Origin of the sequence: Corallococcus sicarius (assembly GCF_003611735.1) — a bacterium.
In the GTDB taxonomy this organism is placed as follows: Bacteria; Myxococcota; Myxococcia; order Myxococcales; family Myxococcaceae; genus Corallococcus; species Corallococcus sicarius.
In genome coordinates, this window is the sequence record NZ_RAWG01000009.1 from 44599 (window position 1) to 62899 (window position 18301).

Consider the following 18301-nt stretch of genomic DNA (forward strand, 5'->3'; position numbering starts at 1 on the left):
TCAACGCTTGTCCGGATAGCGGAGGGCCTTCTTCAACAGGTCCGCCACGGTCCGCACGGTGGGCTCCCGCAACAGCGTGTAGTGGTTGCCAGGCAGGCGGTGCGATTCCAACCGCTCACCCACGAGCGCGGACCAGCCGCCGTCACCCGGGCCGGTGTCCGCCAGTTCCTCCGCCTGCACGCGCAGCACCCGCTGCTCCATCGCGGGCGGATGGTAGCGCCGGGCCGCTTCGAGGTTGGCCTCGAAGACGCGGAAGAGGGCGACCGGGTTCGCGCTGTCCACGCCGGGCGGGAGCGCTCCGGCACGGACCGCGGACTCCAGCACCCGGGTGAGCGCCGCTTCGGGCTCCAGGGTCGCCAGCTCCGCCGTGTCCAGCGCCAGGTCGGCCAGGGACACGCCCATCAGGTCCTGGGCGAACAGGCCCACGGCCAGCGTGCGATCCAGGGCCTGCTCGGAAGCCGTCACCGTCTGCGGGACGTACGAGTCGATGAGCGCTAGCAGCGCCACCTCCTCGCCCGCCGCGCGCAGCTGGTGCGCCATCTCGTAGGCGATGACGCCGCCCAGCGACCAGCCGCCCAGGTGGTAGGGCCCGGCGGGCTGCACCGTGCGCAGCTCCCGCACGTAGTGGGTGGCCATCTCCTCCACGGTGCCCAGCGGGTTGCTCGTGCCGTCCAGGCCGCGGGCCTGGAGGCCGTAGAAGGGCTGATCCGGGCCCAGCTGACGCGCCAGCTCCGCGTAGGCCAGCACGTTGCCGCCCACCGGGTGGACGCAGAAGAAGGGCGGGGCGGTGCCCGTGCCTTGCTTCGCGAAGGGCACCAGCGACGAGAAGGGCCGGGTGTCCTCCGCCTCGTCCATCAGCCGCGCGAACTGCTCCACGCTGGGGGCCTGGAAGAGCGCCGACAGCGGGAGCCGGCGGCCCGTCTCGCGGTTCACCGCCGCGATCAGGCGCACCGCGAGGAGCGAGTGGCCTCCCAGCTCGAAGAGGCTGGTGCGCACGTCCACGGCGGCCAGCCCCAGGGTCTGGGCCCAGAGCCGCGCGAGCAAGGCCTCCGTCGCGTCGCGCGGACCCACCCGCGGGCCCGACGCCGTGACGTCCGCGTGGGGCACGGGCAGCGCCTTGCGGTCCACCTTGCCGTTGGGCGTCAGCGGCAGGGCCGGCAGCGCGACGAAGGCGGACGGCACCATGTAGTCCGGAAGGGTGCGCAGCAGGTGGCCGCGCAAGGGAGCAGTGTCCACGGCGGGGGCCACGTAGGCCACGAGGCGGGGCAGGCCGGGCACGTCCTCGCGCACCAGCGCCACCGCGTCCCGGAGGCCCGGGTGCGTGCGCAGGGCGGCTTCGATTTCACCCAGCTCGATGCGGTAGCCGCGCAGCTTCACCTGGAAGTCCAGGCGGCCCATGAAGTCCAGCGTCCCGTCCTGCCGCCAGCGGACCCGGTCGCCCGAGCGGTACAGGCGCGCACCGGGCTCCGTGCTGAACGGGTGGGGGATGAAGCGCTCCGCGGTGAGGTCCGCCCGGGCGCGGTAGCCGCGCGCGAGCCCCTCGCCCGAGATGAACAGCTCTCCGGGCACACCCACGGACACCGGGTTCAGGTTCGCATCGAGCACGAACACGCCCATGTTGACGAGCGGCCGCCCGATGACGGGCACCGGCTGCGTCGCGTCCTGGATGCAGCACCACGTGGCGTACACCGTGCCCTCGGTGGGGCCGTACAGGTTGAAGGCGCGCGTGCGCTTCGTCGCGGCCAGGGTGCGCCAGGTGGCTTCATCCACCGCCTCACCGCAGATGAGGAGCGTCTCCGGCACGTGGGCGCGCGCCAGCAGGCCTGCCTCCAGCAGCGACTTGAGCTGCGACGGCGTGCAGTCCAGCACGTCGATGCGGTGCTGCTCCATCCACGCCAGCATCCGCTCCGGATCCTGGCGCACGTCCTCCTTGATGAGGCACAGGGCGTGGCCCTCCAGCAGCAGCAACAACTGCCCCACGGAGATGTCGAAGTTGAGCGGCGCGTTGAGGCTCGCCCGCAGGACGCGCGGCACCGCGGACAGGGGCACGTCGGCCATGGCGCGGTGCAGGTGGACGATGGAGCGGTGCTGCACCATCACGCCCTTGGGCATGCCCGTGGAGCCGGACGTGTAGAGGATGTACGCCACGTGTTCGGGCCGCACGTCCACGCGCGGGTTGCCCGGAGACAGCGCATCGATGCGCCGTGCCTCCGTGTCGATGCGCACCAGGTGCCGCACCGCCGGCTGCCACGCGCTGTCCAGGGCCTGGGTGGTGAGGAGCACGGTGGCCCCGCTGTTCTCCAGGATGAAGTCCTTGCGCGCGTCGGGCGCGGCCGGGTCCAGCGGCACGTAGGCCCCGCCCGCCTTGAGGATGCCCAACAGCGCGACGATGGCCTCCGGCGAGCGCTCCAGGCTGAACGCCACCGGCACCTCGGGGCCCACCCCCAACGTGCGCAGGTAGTGGGCCAGCTGGTTGGCGCGCACGTTGAGCTGGTGGAACGACACCGTGGTGTCCCCCATCACCAGGGCCGGGGCCTTGGGCGTGCGGGTCACCTGCTGCTCGAAGCGCGTGTGGAAGGGCAGGTCGGCCGGGAAGTCGGTCGTCTCACCGCTCCACTCCTCCAGCACCCACTGGCGCTCGTCCGCCGACAGCAGGGTCAGTGTCTCCACGGCGGCGTCCGGCTGGGCGACGGCGCCTTCCAGCAGCTGGACCAGGTGCTCCGTCAGCCTCCGGGCGGTGGCCGCCTCGAAGAGGTCCGTGCTGTAGAAGAGGGAACCCTCGAAGCCCCGGGCCGAGCGACCCAGGCTCAGGTCCAGGTCGAACTTCGTCGAGTTCGCCTCCACCTTCACCGGGCGCAGCGTGAGCTCCGGCAGGTGCGCTCCCGAGTCCGGCGTGTTCTGGAGCACGAACTGGGCCTGGATGAGCGGCGTGCGCGACAGGTCTCGCGCGGGCTGGAGCGCCTCCACCAGTCGCTCGAACGGGATGTCCTGGTGCTCGTACGCGCCCAGCGTGTTGGCGCGCACCTGCGTGAGCACCTGACGGAACGAGGGCCGGGCCTCGAAGCGGGCGCGCAGCACCAGCGTGTTGACGAAGAAGCCGATGAGGCCCTCCGTCTCCGCGTGACGCCGCCCCGCGATGGACGTGCCCACCAGCAGGTCGTCCTGACCGGAGTAGCGGTACAGCAGCGTCTGGAAGGCCGACAGCAGCACCATGAAGGGCGTGGCGCCTTCCTTCTGCGCCAGGGCCTCCACCGCCTCGCTCAAGGCCGGGGGGATGCGCACCGGGAGCATGGCGCCCCGCGCGGAGCGGCGCGGGGGACGGGGCTTGTCGGTGGGCAGGGACAGCGCTTGCGGCGCGCCGGCCAGCTGCCGCTTCCACCACCCCAGCTGCGTCTCCAGCGCCTCGCCCTGGAGCCAGGCGCGCTGCCACACCGCGTAGTCCGCGTACTGCACCGGCAGCGGAGGCAGCGGAGACGGCAGCCCCTGACGGAAGGCCTCGTAGAGGGCGATGACCTCCCGCACCAGCACGCCGATGGACCAACCATCGCTGATGGCGTGGTGGAGGCACAGGAGCAGCACGTGCTCGTTCGCGTCCACCTTCACCAGCGTGATCCGCACCAGCGGTCCCGAGGCCAGGTCGAAGGGACGCAGGGCGTCCTCGCTCGCGAGCCGGAGCACTTCGGCCCCGCGCGCGTCCTGGGGCAGCGACGTGAGGTCCACCACGAACAGGCTCTGCGCCGGGGCGGGGTGGATGCGCTGGAGGGGCTCGCCGTCGTGGGTCTCGAACGTGGTGCGCAGCGACTCATGCCGCTGGACCAGGGCGTCGAAGGCCCGCTGGAGCTGTGGCACCTCCACGGTGCCCGACAGGCGCAGCGCGGTGGGCATGTTGTACAGCGCGCTGCCCGGGTCCAGCTGATCGATGAACCACAACCGCTGCTGCGCGAAGGACAGCGGATGCGGTCCGGGCGCCGCGGCCGGAACGAGCGGGGGCAGCACGGTGGCGGTCGGGGCGTCCGGCAGCCTCAGGGCCAGGGTCGCCACGGTGGGCGACTCGAAGAGGGCCCGGACCGGCAGCTCCACGCCGAAGCGGGCACGCACCCGGGCCACCACCTGCGTGGCCAGCAGCGAGTGGCCGCCCAGCTCGAAGAAGTTGTCGTGCCGTCCCACGGCGGGGATGCGCAACAGCTCGCTCCAGAGCGAGGCCAGGGCCACCTCGGTGGGCGTCCCGGGCGCGTCCGTGATGCGGAGGGACTGCCGCGACGCTTCCGGCGCGGGCAGGGCCTTGCGGTCCACCTTGCCGTTGGGCGTCAGCGGCAGGGCGGGCAGGGCCATGAAGGCGGCCGGGACCATGTACTCGGGCAGGTGCTTGCGCAGGTGTTCGCGCAGGGGCGCGGTGTCCACCTCCGGCACAACCCAGGCCACGAGGCGCGCATCGCCGGGCACGTCCTCGCGCACCAGCGCCACCGCGTCCCGGATGCCCGGGTGCGTGCGCAGGGTGGCTTCGACTTCGCCCAGCTCGATGCGGTAGCCGCGCAGCTTCACCTGGAAGTCCAGGCGGCCCAGGAGGTCCAGCGTCCCATCCTCGCGCCACCGGGCCTTGTCGCCCGTGCGGTACATGCGCGCACCGGGCTCCGTGCTGAACGGATCCGGAACGAAGCGCTCCGCGGTGAGGTCCGGGCGGCCCAGGTAGCCGCGCGTGATGCCCGCGCCGGAGAAGCACAGCTCGCCCGGCAGGCCGAAGGGCACCAGGCGCTGGTGCTCGTCGAGCACGTAGGCGCGCAGGTTGTCCAGCGGCCGGCCGATGACGGGCCGGGGCAGGGCGGTGCCCTGGATGTCGAACGTCGTGACGGTCACCGTGGTCTCGGTGGGGCCGTAGCCGTTGAAGGCGCGCGTGCGGTCCGTCGTGGCGAGCAGTCGCCACGTCGCCTCGTCCAGGGCTTCGCCGCCGAGCATGAGCTGCGACGGCACCCAGGCGCGCTCCATCATCCCCGCGTCGAGCAGGAGCTTGAGCTGCGCGGGAGTCCCCACCAGCACGTCGATGCGGTGCTGCTCCAGCCACGCGAGCATCCGTGCCGGCTCCAGGCGCGTGTCCTCGGGGATGACGCAGAGGCAGTGACCGTCGAGCAGCCGGGTGAACGGCTCGATGACGGCGTCGAAGTACAGCGGCACGCTCAAGCTGACGCGCAGCCGGCGCGACGCCGTGTAGACGTTGCGCACCAGCGTGTGGTGCAGGTGGACGACGGAGCGGTGCTGCACCATCACGCCCTTGGGCATGCCCGTGGAGCCGGACGTGTAGATGACGTACGCGAGATTGCCTGGGCCCGCCGAGGGAGGCAGGGGCTCCTCGGAGAGCGTCGCCAGGTGCGCCGCTTCGGCGTCCAGCTGCACCACGTGGGTGACGTCGGGCCGCCACGCTTCAGTCAGGGCCCGGGTGGTGAGCAGCACGGACGCGCGGCTGTTCTCCAGGATGTAGGCCTTGCGCGCGGCGGGGGCCGCCGGGTCGAACGGCACGAACGCGCCGCCCGCCTTGAGCACCGCGAGGAACGCGATGAGGGCCTCCGCGGAGCGCTCCAGGCACAGGCCCACCGTGACCTCCGGCCCCACGCCCAGCGAGCGCAGGTGCCGGGCGAGCTGATTGGCCCGAGCGTCGAGCTGACGGAAGGACAGCGTTGTCTCCTCGAACACCACGGCGTCCGCGTCCGGCGTGCGGGCCACCTGCGCTTCGAAGAGGCCGTGCACCGTGGACCCCAGGTCGAAGTCCACGACGTCGCCGTGTCCCAGTTTCACGAGCCGCGCCTGCGCCTCGGGTGTGTCGAGGGACAGGTCGGCCAGCGGGGCATCGGGCCGCGCGACCACGGTCTCCAGCAACACCCGCAGGTGCGTGGCGAGCCGCTCGGCGGTGGCGGCCTCGAACAGGTCCGTCGCGTATTCGAGCCGGCCCACGAAGCCGTCCTCGGCGCGGCGCAGGTCCAGGCTCAGCTCGAACAGGGTGGTCGCCCGGCTGCCGAACTCGGCGGGCCGCACGGTGAGACTAGGCAGGGTCGCGGCGGACAGCGGCGCGTTCTGGAGCGCGAACAGCGCCTGGAAGAGCGGTGTGCGGGCCAGGTCGCGCGTCGTCTGGAGCTCTTCCACCAGCCGTTCGAACGGCAGGTCCTGGTGTTCGTACGCGCCCAGCGTCGTGGTGCGCACCTGCGCGAGGAGCTGCCGGAACGAGGGACGCGCGCTGAAGCTGCCGCGCAGCACCAGCGTGTTGACGAAGAAGCCGATGAGGCCCTCCGTCTCCGCGTGGCCACGGTTCGCGATGGGCGAGCCCACCAGCACGTCGTCCTGACCGGAGTGGCGCTGCAGCACCGTCTGGAAGGCCGCTAGCAGCACCATGAAGGGCGTGGCGCCTTCACGCTGCGCCAGCGCTTCCACCTGTTCGGAGAGGGCGCGCGGCAGCTGCATGGACACCGACGCGCCGCGCCGCGAGACCACCGCCGGACGGGGCTTGTCGGTGGGCAGATCCAGCACGTGGGATGCACCCGCGAGCTGCTGCTTCCACCAGCCGAGTTGCTCCTCCAGCACCTCCCCCTGGAGCCAGTTGCGCTGCCACACGGCGTAGTCCGCGTACTGCACGGGCAGCTCCGGCAGGGCAGGCGTCTGCCCCTGGCGGAAGGCCTCGTAGAGGGCGGTGACTTCGCTCACCATCACGCCCAACGACCAGCCGTCGGACACGATGTGGTGCACGTGCACCACGAGGATGTGCTCCTGCGCGTCCAGCTTCAGCAGCAGGGCGCGAATCACCGGGCCCTGCTCCAGGTTGAAGGGACGGCGGGATTCCGCGAAGCCGCGCCGCGTTGCTTCCGCCTGCCGCTCCGCCGCATCCGCGATGCCCGTGAGGTCCACGGACTCGAAGGGCACGGTGGCCTCGGCGTGGATGTGCTGCACGGGCTGGCCCGCCTCCACGCGGAAGGTGGTGCGCAGCGACTCATGCCGCGCCATCAGCGCGTCCAGGCTCTTGCGCAACGCGCCTTCATCCAGTGCGCCGGTGAGGCGCAGCGGCAGCGGCATGTTGTACAGGCCGGTGCCCGGCTCCAACTGGTCGATGAACCACAGGCGCTGCTGCGCGAACGACAACGGCGGCGCGGTGGTGCGCTCGGTGCGGACCAGCGGCGGGGCCTGCGTGCGGCTGGCGCTGCCCAGCTTCTCGGCCAGGGTCGCCACGGTGGGCGCGCTGAAGAGATCTCCCAGCGGCAATTCCACGCCCAGCGTGGAGCGGATGCGCGACACCACCTGGGTGGCCAGCAGCGAGTGGCCACCCAGCTCGAAGAAGTCGTCGTGGATGCCGACGGCTTCCAGGTGCAGCACCTCCGCCCAGATGGCGGCGAGCGCTGTCTCCATCGCGTTGCGCGGCGCGGCCACCTCCGCATCGGAGACGCGCGGCGCCTCCGGGACGGGCAGGGCCTTGCGGTCCACCTTGCCGTTGGCCGACAGCGGCAGGGCCGGCAGCGCGACGAACGCGGACGGCACCATGTAGTCGGGCAGCAGCTTCTGGGTGAACTCCTTGAGCGCGCCGGGCTCGAAACCCTCGCTCGTGGAGACGACGTAGGCGACAAGGCGCTTGTCACCGGGCACGTCCTCGCGCGCCAGGACCACGGCTTCCCGCACCTGCGACGACTGGCGCAGCACGGCTTCGACCTCGCCGGTTTCGATGCGGAAGCCGCGGATCTTCACCTGGAAGTCCGTGCGACCCATGAACTCCAATGTCCCGTCCGCCTGCCAGCGCACGCGGTCGCCCGTGCTGTAGAGGCGGGCACCGGGCTCGGTGGCGAAGGGGTGGGGGATGAAGCGCTCCGCCGTCAGGTCCGGGCGCTGGAGGTAGCCCCAGGCCAGGCCATCGCCGCCGACGTGCAGCGTACCGGGCACTCCTGGCGGGACGGGCTGGAAGGCTGCATCCAGCACCCACGCCGTGGACTGCGCCAGCGGCCGGCCAATGGGCACCGAACGGCCCACGCTGTCGCCAGTGCGCAGCGTGTGCGTGGCGGAGAACGTGGTGTTCTCCGTGGGGCCGTAGCCGTTGACGAGCACCGCACCCGAAGCCATCCGCGCCAGGTGCTCACGCACGCGCTCCGCCGGCAGCACGTCGCCGCCCGCCAGCACCTGCCGCACTCCCGCCAGCGCTTCGCCCTGATGGATGACCATCTGCTCGAAGAGCGCGGCCGTCAGCCACAGCGTGGTGATGCCTTCGGCGGTGAGCAGCGCCCCCGTCTCCTCGAAGGACAGGGCCTTCGCCGGCGCCAGCACCAGCTTCGCGCCGTTGAGCAGCGCGCCCCAGACCTCCAGCGTGGACGCGTCGAACGCCACCGGCGCCAGTTGCAGGAAGACCTCCTCCGGACCGAAGTGGATGAAGTCGTTGCCCCGCACCAGCCGCACGATGCCGCGCTGGGGCACGCTGACGCCCTTGGGACGTCCCGTGCTGCCCGACGTGAACATCACGTACGCCAGCGCCTCGGCCGGCACCTCCAGCCCCAGCGCCGTCTCCGGCTGCTTCGCGAGCACCGCCGCGTCCGCGTCCAGGAGCACCTGGAGGTCCGCCACCGCCGGCAACTCATCCGCCAGCGACTCCTGCGTCACCAGCACGCTGACGCCCGCCTCCTGGAGCATCCACGCGATGCGGTCCGCCGGGTACTTCGCCTCCACCGGCACGTACGCCGCGCCGGCCTTGAGGATGCCGAGCATGCCGACGATGAGCTCGAACGAGCGCTCCAGGCACAGGCCCACCCGGTCCCCGGGCCTCACGCCCGAGCGGCGCAGGTGGTGCGCCAGCTGGTTGGAGGCGCGGTCCAGGGACGCGTAGCTCAGCGTCTTCTCCCCGGACTTCAGCGCGACCGCCTCCGGAGTGCGTGCGGCCTGGGCCGTGAAGAGCCCCGCCACGGACGCGTCGCGCGGGTACTCGCGGGACGTGTGGTTCCACTCGACGAGGACCTGCCGACGCTCCTCGGGCGTGAGCAGCGGGAGCCGGGCCAAGGGGACATCGGGCGAAGCCACGGCGACGTCCAGCAGGACCTGGAAGCGATGGACCATGCGGGCCATCGTCTCGGGCGAGAACAGCGCGGTGTTGTAGAGCAGCGTTCCGCCGAAGCCGTCGGGGTTGCGGCGCAGCAGCAACTGCAGGTCGAAGAGGCTGAACCGCAGATCGCCGCCCATCATCGGCCGGAGCGTCAACTCCGGGAGCACCAGCTCCGGCATCGGCGCGTTCTGCAGGGTGAACGTCACCTGGAAGAATGGCGTGCGGCTCAGGTCGCGCTCAGGCTTCAGGTCCTCCACCAGCTTCTCGAATGGAAGATCCTGGTGCTCGTAGGCGCCCAGGGTGGTGGTGCGCACCCTCGCCAGCAGCTCGCGGAAGGTGAGCGAGGGCTCCACCTGCGTGCGGATGACGACGGTGTTGGCGAAGTAGCCGATGAGGGCTTCGGATTCGGCGTGACGGCGGCCCGCGATGGGCGAACCGATGAGCACGTCCTCCTGACCTGAATACCGGTGCATCAGCAGCTTGAAGGCCGCCAGCAGCAGCATGTACGGCGTCGCGGACGCCTGCTTCGCCAGGGTCTCCAACGCTTCGCTCAGCGCGAGCGGCAGGGACACGGGCTGGTCGGCGCCCTGGAAGGACTGCTTCGCCGGACGCGGGTGGTCCGTGGGCAGGTCCAGGTACGGCGTGGCGTCATCGAGCTGATCGCGCCAGTAGCCAAGCTGCCGCTCCAGCACCGCTCCCTGGAGCCAGCCGCGCTGCCAGAGCGAGTGGTCCGCGTACTGCACCGCCAGCTCCGGCAGGGGCGAGGGCAGGCCCTGGGAGAAGGCCGCATAGAGCGCGCCCATCTCCCGCACCAGGACGCCCGTGGACCAACCGTCGGAGATGATGTGGTGCTGGGTCAGCACCAGCCCGTGCTCCGCCGGGCCCAGCTTCAACACGAGCACCCGGACCAGCGGCCCCTGCTCCAGGCTGAACGGGACGCGGGCCTCGTCGGCGGCGATCCGCTGGGCTTCCGCCTGACGCGCCCCGGGCGCTTCGATGGACGTGAGGTCCACGAAGCGCACGGGCATCGGGAAGGGCGGGTGGATGATCTGCGACGGTGTCCCTTCGTGCGGACGGAAGGTGGTGCGCAGCGCTTCGTGACGGCGCACCAGCTCGTCGAACGCCGCAATGAGCACGATGGTGTCCAGCGAGCCTTCGAGCTTCAGCGCGACCGGGATGCTGTACGCGGTGCCCACCGTGCCGAGCTGCTCGATGAACCACAGCCGCTGCTGGGCGAACGAGAGGGGAATCACCTCCGGACGCTCCGCCCGGACCAGCGGAGGCAGGGACGCGCCCGTGCCGTCCGGACCCTGGAACGAATCAATCAGCGCGGCCAGCGCGGCCACGGTGGGCCGTTCGAAGAACGCGCGCAGCGGCAGCTCCACCCTGAAGTGGACGCGCACGCGGGTGACCAGCTGGGTGGCCAGCAGCGAGTGGCCGCCCAGTTCGAAGAAGTTGTCGTGCCGGCCCACGGTGGGGATGCGCAGCACTTCACTCCACAGCGCGGCCAGGGCGATCTCCGTCGGCGTCTCCGGAGCTTCGGAGACGCGTGCTGCGAGCTGCGACGCTTCCGGCGCGGGCAGGGCCTTGCGGTCCACCTTGCCGTTGGGTGTCAGCGGCAGGGCCGGCAGGGCCATGAAGGCGGCCGGCACCATGTACTCGGGCAGGTGCTTGCGCAGGTGTTCGCGCAGGGGTGCGGTATCCACCTCGGGGGCGACCCAGGCCACGAGCCGCGCATCGCCCGGCACGTCCTCGCGCACCAGCGCCACCGCGTCCCGGATGCCCGGGTGCGAGCGCAGGGTGGCTTCGATTTCGCCCAGCTCGATGCGGTAGCCGCGCAGCTTCACCTGGAAGTCCAGGCGGCCCATGAAGTCCAGCGTGCCGTCCTCGCGCCACCGGGCCTTGTCGCCCGTGCGGTACAGCCGTGCGCCGGGCTCCGTGCTGAACGGATCCGGAACGAAGCGCTCCGCCGTCAGCTCCGGGCGGCCCAGGTAGCCGCGCGTGATGCCCGCGCCGGAGAAGCACAGCTCGCCAGGCAAGCCGAAGGGCACCAGGCGCTGGTGCTCATCCAGGACGTAGGCGCGCAGGTTGTCCAGCGGCCGACCGATGACGGCCCGGGGCAGGGCAGTGCCCTGGATGTCGAACGTCGTGACGGCCACCGTGGCCTCGGTGGGGCCGTAGCCGTTGAAGGAACGCGTGCGGGTCGTCCCCGCCAGGAGGCGCCAGAGGGCTTCGTCAATGGACTCGCCGCCCAACAGGAACTGGGACGGCACCCAGGCGCGCTCCAGCAGTCCCGCGTCCAGCAGGAGCTTGAGCTGCGACGGGGTGCTGGTCTGCACGTCGATGCGCCGTGCTTCCATCCACGTGAGCATCCGCTCCGGATCGCGGCGCGTGTCCTCGGGGATGATGCAGAGGCAGTGACCGTCGAGCAGCTTGATGAACGCCTCGATGGATGCATCGAAGTACAGCGCCGCGTTCAGGCTGACGCGCAGCGGACGCTGCTGCCGGTAGACATTCCGGGACAGCGTGTGGTGCAGGTGGACGACGGAGCGGTGCTGCACCATCACGCCCTTGGGCGTGCCCGTGGAGCCGGACGTGTAGATGACGTACGCGAGGTTGTCCGGGCCCGCCGAGGGAGGCAGGGGCTCCTCGGAGAGCGCCGCCAGGTGCACCGCTTCGGTGTCCAGCATCACCACGTGGGCGATGTCGGGCTGCCACGCGTCGGCCAGGGCCCGGGTGGTGAGCAGCACGAAGGCGCCGCAGTCGCGCAGGAGGAAGTCCTTGCGAGCGGCGGGAGCCGCCGGGTCGAACGGCACGAACGCGCCGCCCGCCTTGAGCACCGCGAGGAACGCGACGAGGGCGTCCGCGGAGCGCTCCAGGCACAGCGCCACCGGGACCTCCGGCCCCACGCCCAACGCGCGCAGGTGCCGGGCGAGCTGATTGGCCCGGGCGTCGAACTGACGGAAGGACAGCGTCGTCCCGTCGAACTCCAGGGCCTCCGCGTCCGGCGTGCGAGCCACCTGCGCTTCGATGCACCCGTGCAGCGTGGACTCCACGTTGAAGTCCACGACGTCCCCGCGCCCGATGCTCAGGAGCCGGGCGTGCTCTTCCGTCGAGCTGAGGGGCAGGTCGGCCAACGGCACATCGGGCCGCGCGACCACGGTCTCCAGCAGCACCCGCAGGTGCGTGGCGAGCCGCTCGATGGTGGCGGCCTCGAACAGGTCCGTCGCGTATTCGAGCTGGCCCGTGAAGCCGTCCGCGTCCCGGTTCAGGTTCAGGATCAGCTCGAACAGGGACAGTTTCCGTTCGCCGAAGCGCGCCCCCGTGACGGACAGGCCGGGCAGCGCCAGCTCCGGGACGGGCGCGTTCTGGAGCACGAACATCGCCTGGAAGAGCGGGGTGCGGGACAGATCGCGCGTGGTTTGCAGCGACTCCACCAGCCGCTCGAACGGGAGGTCCTGATGCTCGTACGCGCCCAGCGTCGTGGTGCGCACCTGCGAGACGAGCTGCCGGAAGGAAGGCCGCGCACCGAAGCTGCCGCGCAGCACCAGCGTGTTGACGAAGAAGCCAATGAGGCCCTCCGTCTCCGCGCGGCTCCGGTTCGCGATGGGCGAGCCCACCAGCACGTCGTCCTGACCGGAGTAGCGGTGCAGCACCGTCTGGAACGCCGCCAGCAGCACCATGAAGGGCGTGGCACCTTGCTTCTGCGCCAGGGCCTCCACCTGTTCGGACAGCGCGAGAGGCAGCCGCACGGACAGCACGGCGCCGCGCTGCGAGACCACCGCCGGACGGGGCTTGTCGGTGGGCAGGTCCAGCACGTGGGGTGCACCCGCGAGCTGCTGCTTCCACCAGCCGAGCTGCTCCTCCAGTACCTCCCCCTGGAGCCAGCCGCGCTGCCAGACGGCGTAGTCCGCATACTGCACCGGCAGCTCCGGCAGGGCAGGGGGCCGGCCGTGGCGGAAGGCCTCGTAGAGCGCCGTCATCTCACGCACCAGCACGCCCAACGACCAGCCGTCGGACACGATGTGGTGCACGTGCACCACGAGGACGTGCTCCTCCGCGTCCAGCTTCAGGAGCAGGGCGCGAATCACCGGGCCCTGCTCCAGGTTGAAGGGACGGCGGGATTCCGCGAAGCCGCGCCGCGTGGCTTCCGCCTGCCGCTCCGCCGCGTCCGCGATGCCCGTGAGGTCCACGGACTCGAAGGGCACGGTGGCCTCGGCGTGGATGTGCTGCACGGGCTGGCCCGCCTCCACGCGGAACGTGGTGCGCAGCGCTTCGTGCCGCGCCATCAGCGCGTCCAGGCTCTTGCGCAACGCGCCTTCATCCAGCGCGCCGGTGAGGCGCAGCGGCAGCGGCATGTTGTACAGGCTGGTGCCCGGCTCCAGCTGGTCGATGAACCACAGTCGCTGCTGTGCGAACGACAGCGGCGGCGCGGTGGTCCGCTCGGTGCGGACCAGCGGCGGGGCCTGCGTGCGACTGGCGCTGCCCAGCTTCTCGGCCAGGGTGGCCACGGTGGGCGCGCTGAAGAGGTCTCCCAGTGGCAACTCCACGCCCAGCGTGGAGCGGATGCGCGACACCACCTGCGTGGCCAGCAGCGAGTGGCCACCCAGTTCGAAGAAGTCGTCGTGGATGCCGACGGCTTCCAGGTGCAGCACCTCCGCCCAGATGGCGGCAATCGCCGTCTCCATCGCGTTGCGCGGCGCGGCCACCTCCGCATCGGAGACACTCGGCGCCTCCGGGACGGGCAGGGCCTTGCGGTCCACCTTGCCGTTGGCGTTGAGCGGCAGGGCGGACAGCTCCACCCAGGCCGTGGGGACCATGTATTCGGGCAACTGCTTCTGGATGAGCGCCTTCAGGGCGCCAGGATCGAAACCCTCGCCCGTCGAGACGACGTAGGCGACGAGGCGCTTGTCACCGGGCACATCCTCGCGCGCCAGGACCACCGCCTCGCGCACCAGGGACGACTGGCGCAGCACGGCCTCGACTTCGCCCGGCTCGATGCGGAAGCCGCGGATCTTCACCTGGAAGTCCGTGCGACCCATGAACTCCAACGTCCCGTCCGCCTGCCAGCGCACGCGGTCGCCCGTGCTGTACAGACGCGCTCCCGGCTCCGTGGCGAAGGGGTGGGGGATGAAGCGCTCCGCCGTCAGGTCCGGACGGTTCAGGTAGCCCCACGCGAGGCCATCGCCTCCGACGTAGAGCGCACCCGGCACACCCACCGGCACGGGCTGGAAGGATGCATCCAGCACCCATGCCGTGGACTGCGCCAGCGGCCGGCCAATGGGCACCGAGCGGCCCACGCTGTCACCGGCACCCAGGGCATACGTGGCGGAGAACGTGGTGTTCTCCGTGGGGCCGTAGCCGTTGACGAGCACCGCGCCCGAAGCCATCCGCGCCAGGTGCTCACGCACGCGCTCCACCGGCAGCACGTCGCCGCCCGCCAGCACCTGCCGCACTCCCGCCAGCGCTTCGCCCTGATGGATGACCATCTGCTCGAAGAGCGCGGCCGTCAGCCACAGCGTGGTGATGCCTTCGGCGGTGAGCAGCGCCCCCGTCTCCTCGAAGGACAGCGCCTTCGCCGGGGCCAGCACCAGCTTCGCGCCGTTGAGCAGCGCGCCCCAGACCTCCAGCGTGGACGCGTCGAACGCCACCGGCGCCAGTTGCAGGAAGACCTCCTCCGGACCGAAGTGGATGAAGTCGTTGCCCCGCACCAGCCGCACGATGCCGCGCTGGGGCACGCTGACGCCCTTCGGACGCCCCGTGCTGCCCGACGTGAACATCACGTACGCCAGCGCTTCGGCCGGCACCTCCAGCCCCAGCGCCGTCTCCGGCTGCTTCGCGAGCACCGCCGCGTCCGCGTCCAGGAGCACCTGGAGGCCCGCCACCGCCGGCAATTCATCCGCCAGCGACTCCTGCGTCACCAGCACGCTGACGCTCGCCTCCTGGAGCATCCACGCGATGCGGTCCGCCGGGTACTTCGCCTCCACCGGCACGTACGCCGCGCCCGCCTTGAGGATGCCGAGCATGCCGACGATGAGCTCGAACGAGCGCTCCAGGCACAGGCCCACCCGGTCCCCGGGCCTCACGCCCGAGCGGCGCAGGTGGTGCGCCAGCTGGTTGGAGGCGCGGTCCAGGGACGCGTAGCTCAGCGTCTTCTCCCCGGACTTCAGCGCGACCACCTCCGGAGTCCGCGCCGCCTGCGCGGTGAAGAGGGCGGCCACGGACGCGTCGCGCGGGTAGTCGCGGGACGTGCGGTTCCACTCGACGAGGACCTGCCGGCGCTCCTCGGGCCTGAGCAGGGACAGCTCGGACAGCCGCATGTCCGGTGCGCGGACGGCGGACTCCAGCAGCATCCGCAGGCGCTGGACCATGCCAGCCGCCGTCTCGGGAGCAAACAGGCTCGTGTTGTAGACCAGCCAGCCCGCGAACCCGTCGGGCCCCCGGGTCAGCACGAGCTGAAGGTCGAAGAGGATGGTGGCCGGACCCCGGTCCATTCCCCGGAGCGTCAGCTCCGGAAGCACCAGCTCCGGCATCGGCGCGTTCTGCAGGGTGAACGTCACCTGGAAGAACGGCGTGCGGCGCAGATCGCGCTCGGGCTTCAGGTCCTCCACCAGCTTCTCGAACGGGAGGTCCTGGTGTTCGTAGGCCCCCAGGGTGGAGGTGCGCACCTGCGCGAACAGTTCGCGGAAGGTGAGCGAGGGCTCCACCTGCGTGCGGATGACGACGGTGTTGGCGAAGTAGCCGATGAGGGCTTCGGATTCGGCGTGACGCCGGCCCGCGATGGGCGAACCGATGAGCACGTCCTCCTGGCCCGAGTACCGGTGCATCAGCAGCTTGAAGGCCGTTAGCAGCAGCATGTACGGCGTCGCGGACTCCTGCTTCGCCAGGGTCTCCAACGCCTCGCTCAGCTCGCGCGAGAACACCACGCGAGCGTCCGCCGCCAGGAAGGACTGCTGCGCCGGACGCGGATGGTCCGTGGGCAGGTCCAGGTACGGCGCGGCACCTTCGAGGTGTCCGCGCCAGTAGCCAAGCTGCTGCTCCAGCACCGCGCCCTGGAGCCAGCCGCGCTGCCAGAGGGAGTGGTCGGCGTACTGCACCGCCAGCTCCGGCAGGGGTGAGGGCAGGCCCGCGGAGAAGGCCGCATAGAGCGCGCCCATCTCCCGCACCAGGACGCCCAACGACCAGCCGTCGGAGATGATGTGATGCGTGTTGAGCACCAACACGTGCTCCGTGGAGCCCAGCTTCAATAGCAGCGCGCGGAACAGCGGGCCCTGCTCCAGGTCGAACGGAGTCTGCGTCTCCTCGATGACGAGCCGATGGGCCTCGGCGTCACGCGCCTCCCTCGACGCCACGACCGTCAGGTCCACGTGCCGCAGGGGCATGGGGAAGGGCGGGTGGATGACCTGCGAAGGCGCACCCTCATCCGAATGGAAGGTGGTGCGCAGCGCTTCGTGACGGCGCACCAGCTCGTCGAACGCCGCAAGGAGCACGATGGTGTCCAGCGTGCCTTCGAGCTTCAGCGCGATCGGCACGCTGTACGCGGTGCCCGCCGTGCCGAACTGCTCGATGAACCACAGCCGCTGCTGGGCAAACGAGAGGGGGATCACCTCCGGACGCTCCGCCCGGACCAGCGGAGGCAGGGACGCGCCCGTGCCGTCCGGGCCCTGGAACGAATCAATCAGCGCGGCCAGCGCGGCCACGGTGGGCCGTTCGAAGAACGCGCGCAGGGGCAGCTCCACCTTGAAGTGGACACGCACGCGGGAGACCAGCTGCGTGGCCAGCAGCGAGTGGCCTCCCAGTTCGAAGAAGTTGTCGTGCCGTCCCACCGTGGGGACACGCAGCACTTCACTCCAGAGCGCCGCCAGGGCGATCTCCGTCGGTGTCTCCGGCGCCACGTAGGTGTGCGTCGGGAGCTGCGAGGCTTCCGGTACGGGCAGGGCCTTGCGGTCCACCTTGCCGTTGGGCGTCAGCGGCAGGACGGGCAGGGCGACCAGTACGGCCGGGACCATGTAATCCGGCAGGTGCTTGCGCAGGTGCTCACGCAGCGGCGCGGTCTCCACCTCTGGCGCGACGTAGGCCACGAGCCGCGCATCACCGGGCACGTCCTCACGCAACAGCACCACCGCATCCCGGAGACCCGGGTGCGAGCGCAGGGTGGCTTCGATTTCACCCAGCTCGATGCGGTAGCCGCGCAGCTTCACCTGGAAGTCCAGGCGGCCCATGAAGTCCAGCGTCCCATCCTCGCGCCACCGGGCCTTGTCACCCGTGCGGTACAGGCGCGCCCCGGGCTCCGGGCTGAACGGATCCGGAACGAAGCGCTCCGCGGTGAGGTCCGGACGGCCCAGGTAGCCCCGCGTGACGCCTTCACCCGCGAGGCACAGCTCGCCCTGCATGCCGAAGGGCACCAGGTGCTGCTGCGCATCGAGGACGTACGCCCGCACGTTGTCCAGCGGCCGGCCGATGACGGGCAGCGACTGAGGGGCATCCTGGATGGCCCACGCCGTGGCGTTGACGGTGGTCTCGGTGGGTCCGTACACGTTGAAGGCACGCGTGCGCTTCGTCGTGGCCAGCCGCCGCCACGTCACCGCGTCCAGCGCCTCACCGCCGATGAGAATCAACGCCGGCACGTGCGCACGCTCCAGCAGGCCCGCGTTCAGCAGCAGCTTGAGCAGCGACGGCGTGCAGTCCAGCGCGTCGATGCGCTGGGCCTCCAGCCACGCCAGCATCGCCTCCGGGTCCTTGCGCGTGTCGCCGGGGACGACGCACAGGCAGGACCCATTGAGCAGCTGGATGACCTGCTTGATGGACCCATCGAAGAAGAGCGGCGCGTTCACGCTGACGCGCAGGCCGCGCTGCGGCTGCACGTAGACGTCCCGTGACAAGGCCTGGTGCAGGTGGAGCACGGAGCGGTGCTGCACCGCCACGCCCTTGGGCATGCCGGTGGAACCCGACGTGTAGAGCACATAGGCCAGATTCTCCGGCCCCACGTCGGACGCCAGTGCTTCCGAGGACAGCTCCGTCCAGGGCTGCGGCTCGGCGTCGAGGCACACGACGGTGCCCACCTCCGGCGTCCATTCCTCCGCCAGGGCCCGGGTGGTCAGCAGCACCGACGCGCGGCTGTCGCCCAGGATGAAGGAGCGACGCGCGGCAGGGGCCGAGGGATCGATCGGCACGAACGCGCCGCCGGCCTTGAGGACAGCCAGCAGCGCGACGATGGATTCAACGGAGCGCTCCAGGCACAGGCCCACC

Annotated in this window: 1 protein-coding gene (cut by a window edge); it reads right to left on the reverse strand. The window is 71.1% G+C overall.

Features of this window, described 5'->3' with window-relative positions:
- Window positions 1-18301 carry part of the coding region annotated (locus D7X12_RS02660) for a non-ribosomal peptide synthetase (RefSeq protein ID WP_147443495.1) on the reverse strand (this coding region is incomplete at its 5' end). Its footprint extends 12485 nt past the window's final position, so 18301 of the 30786 annotated nt are shown.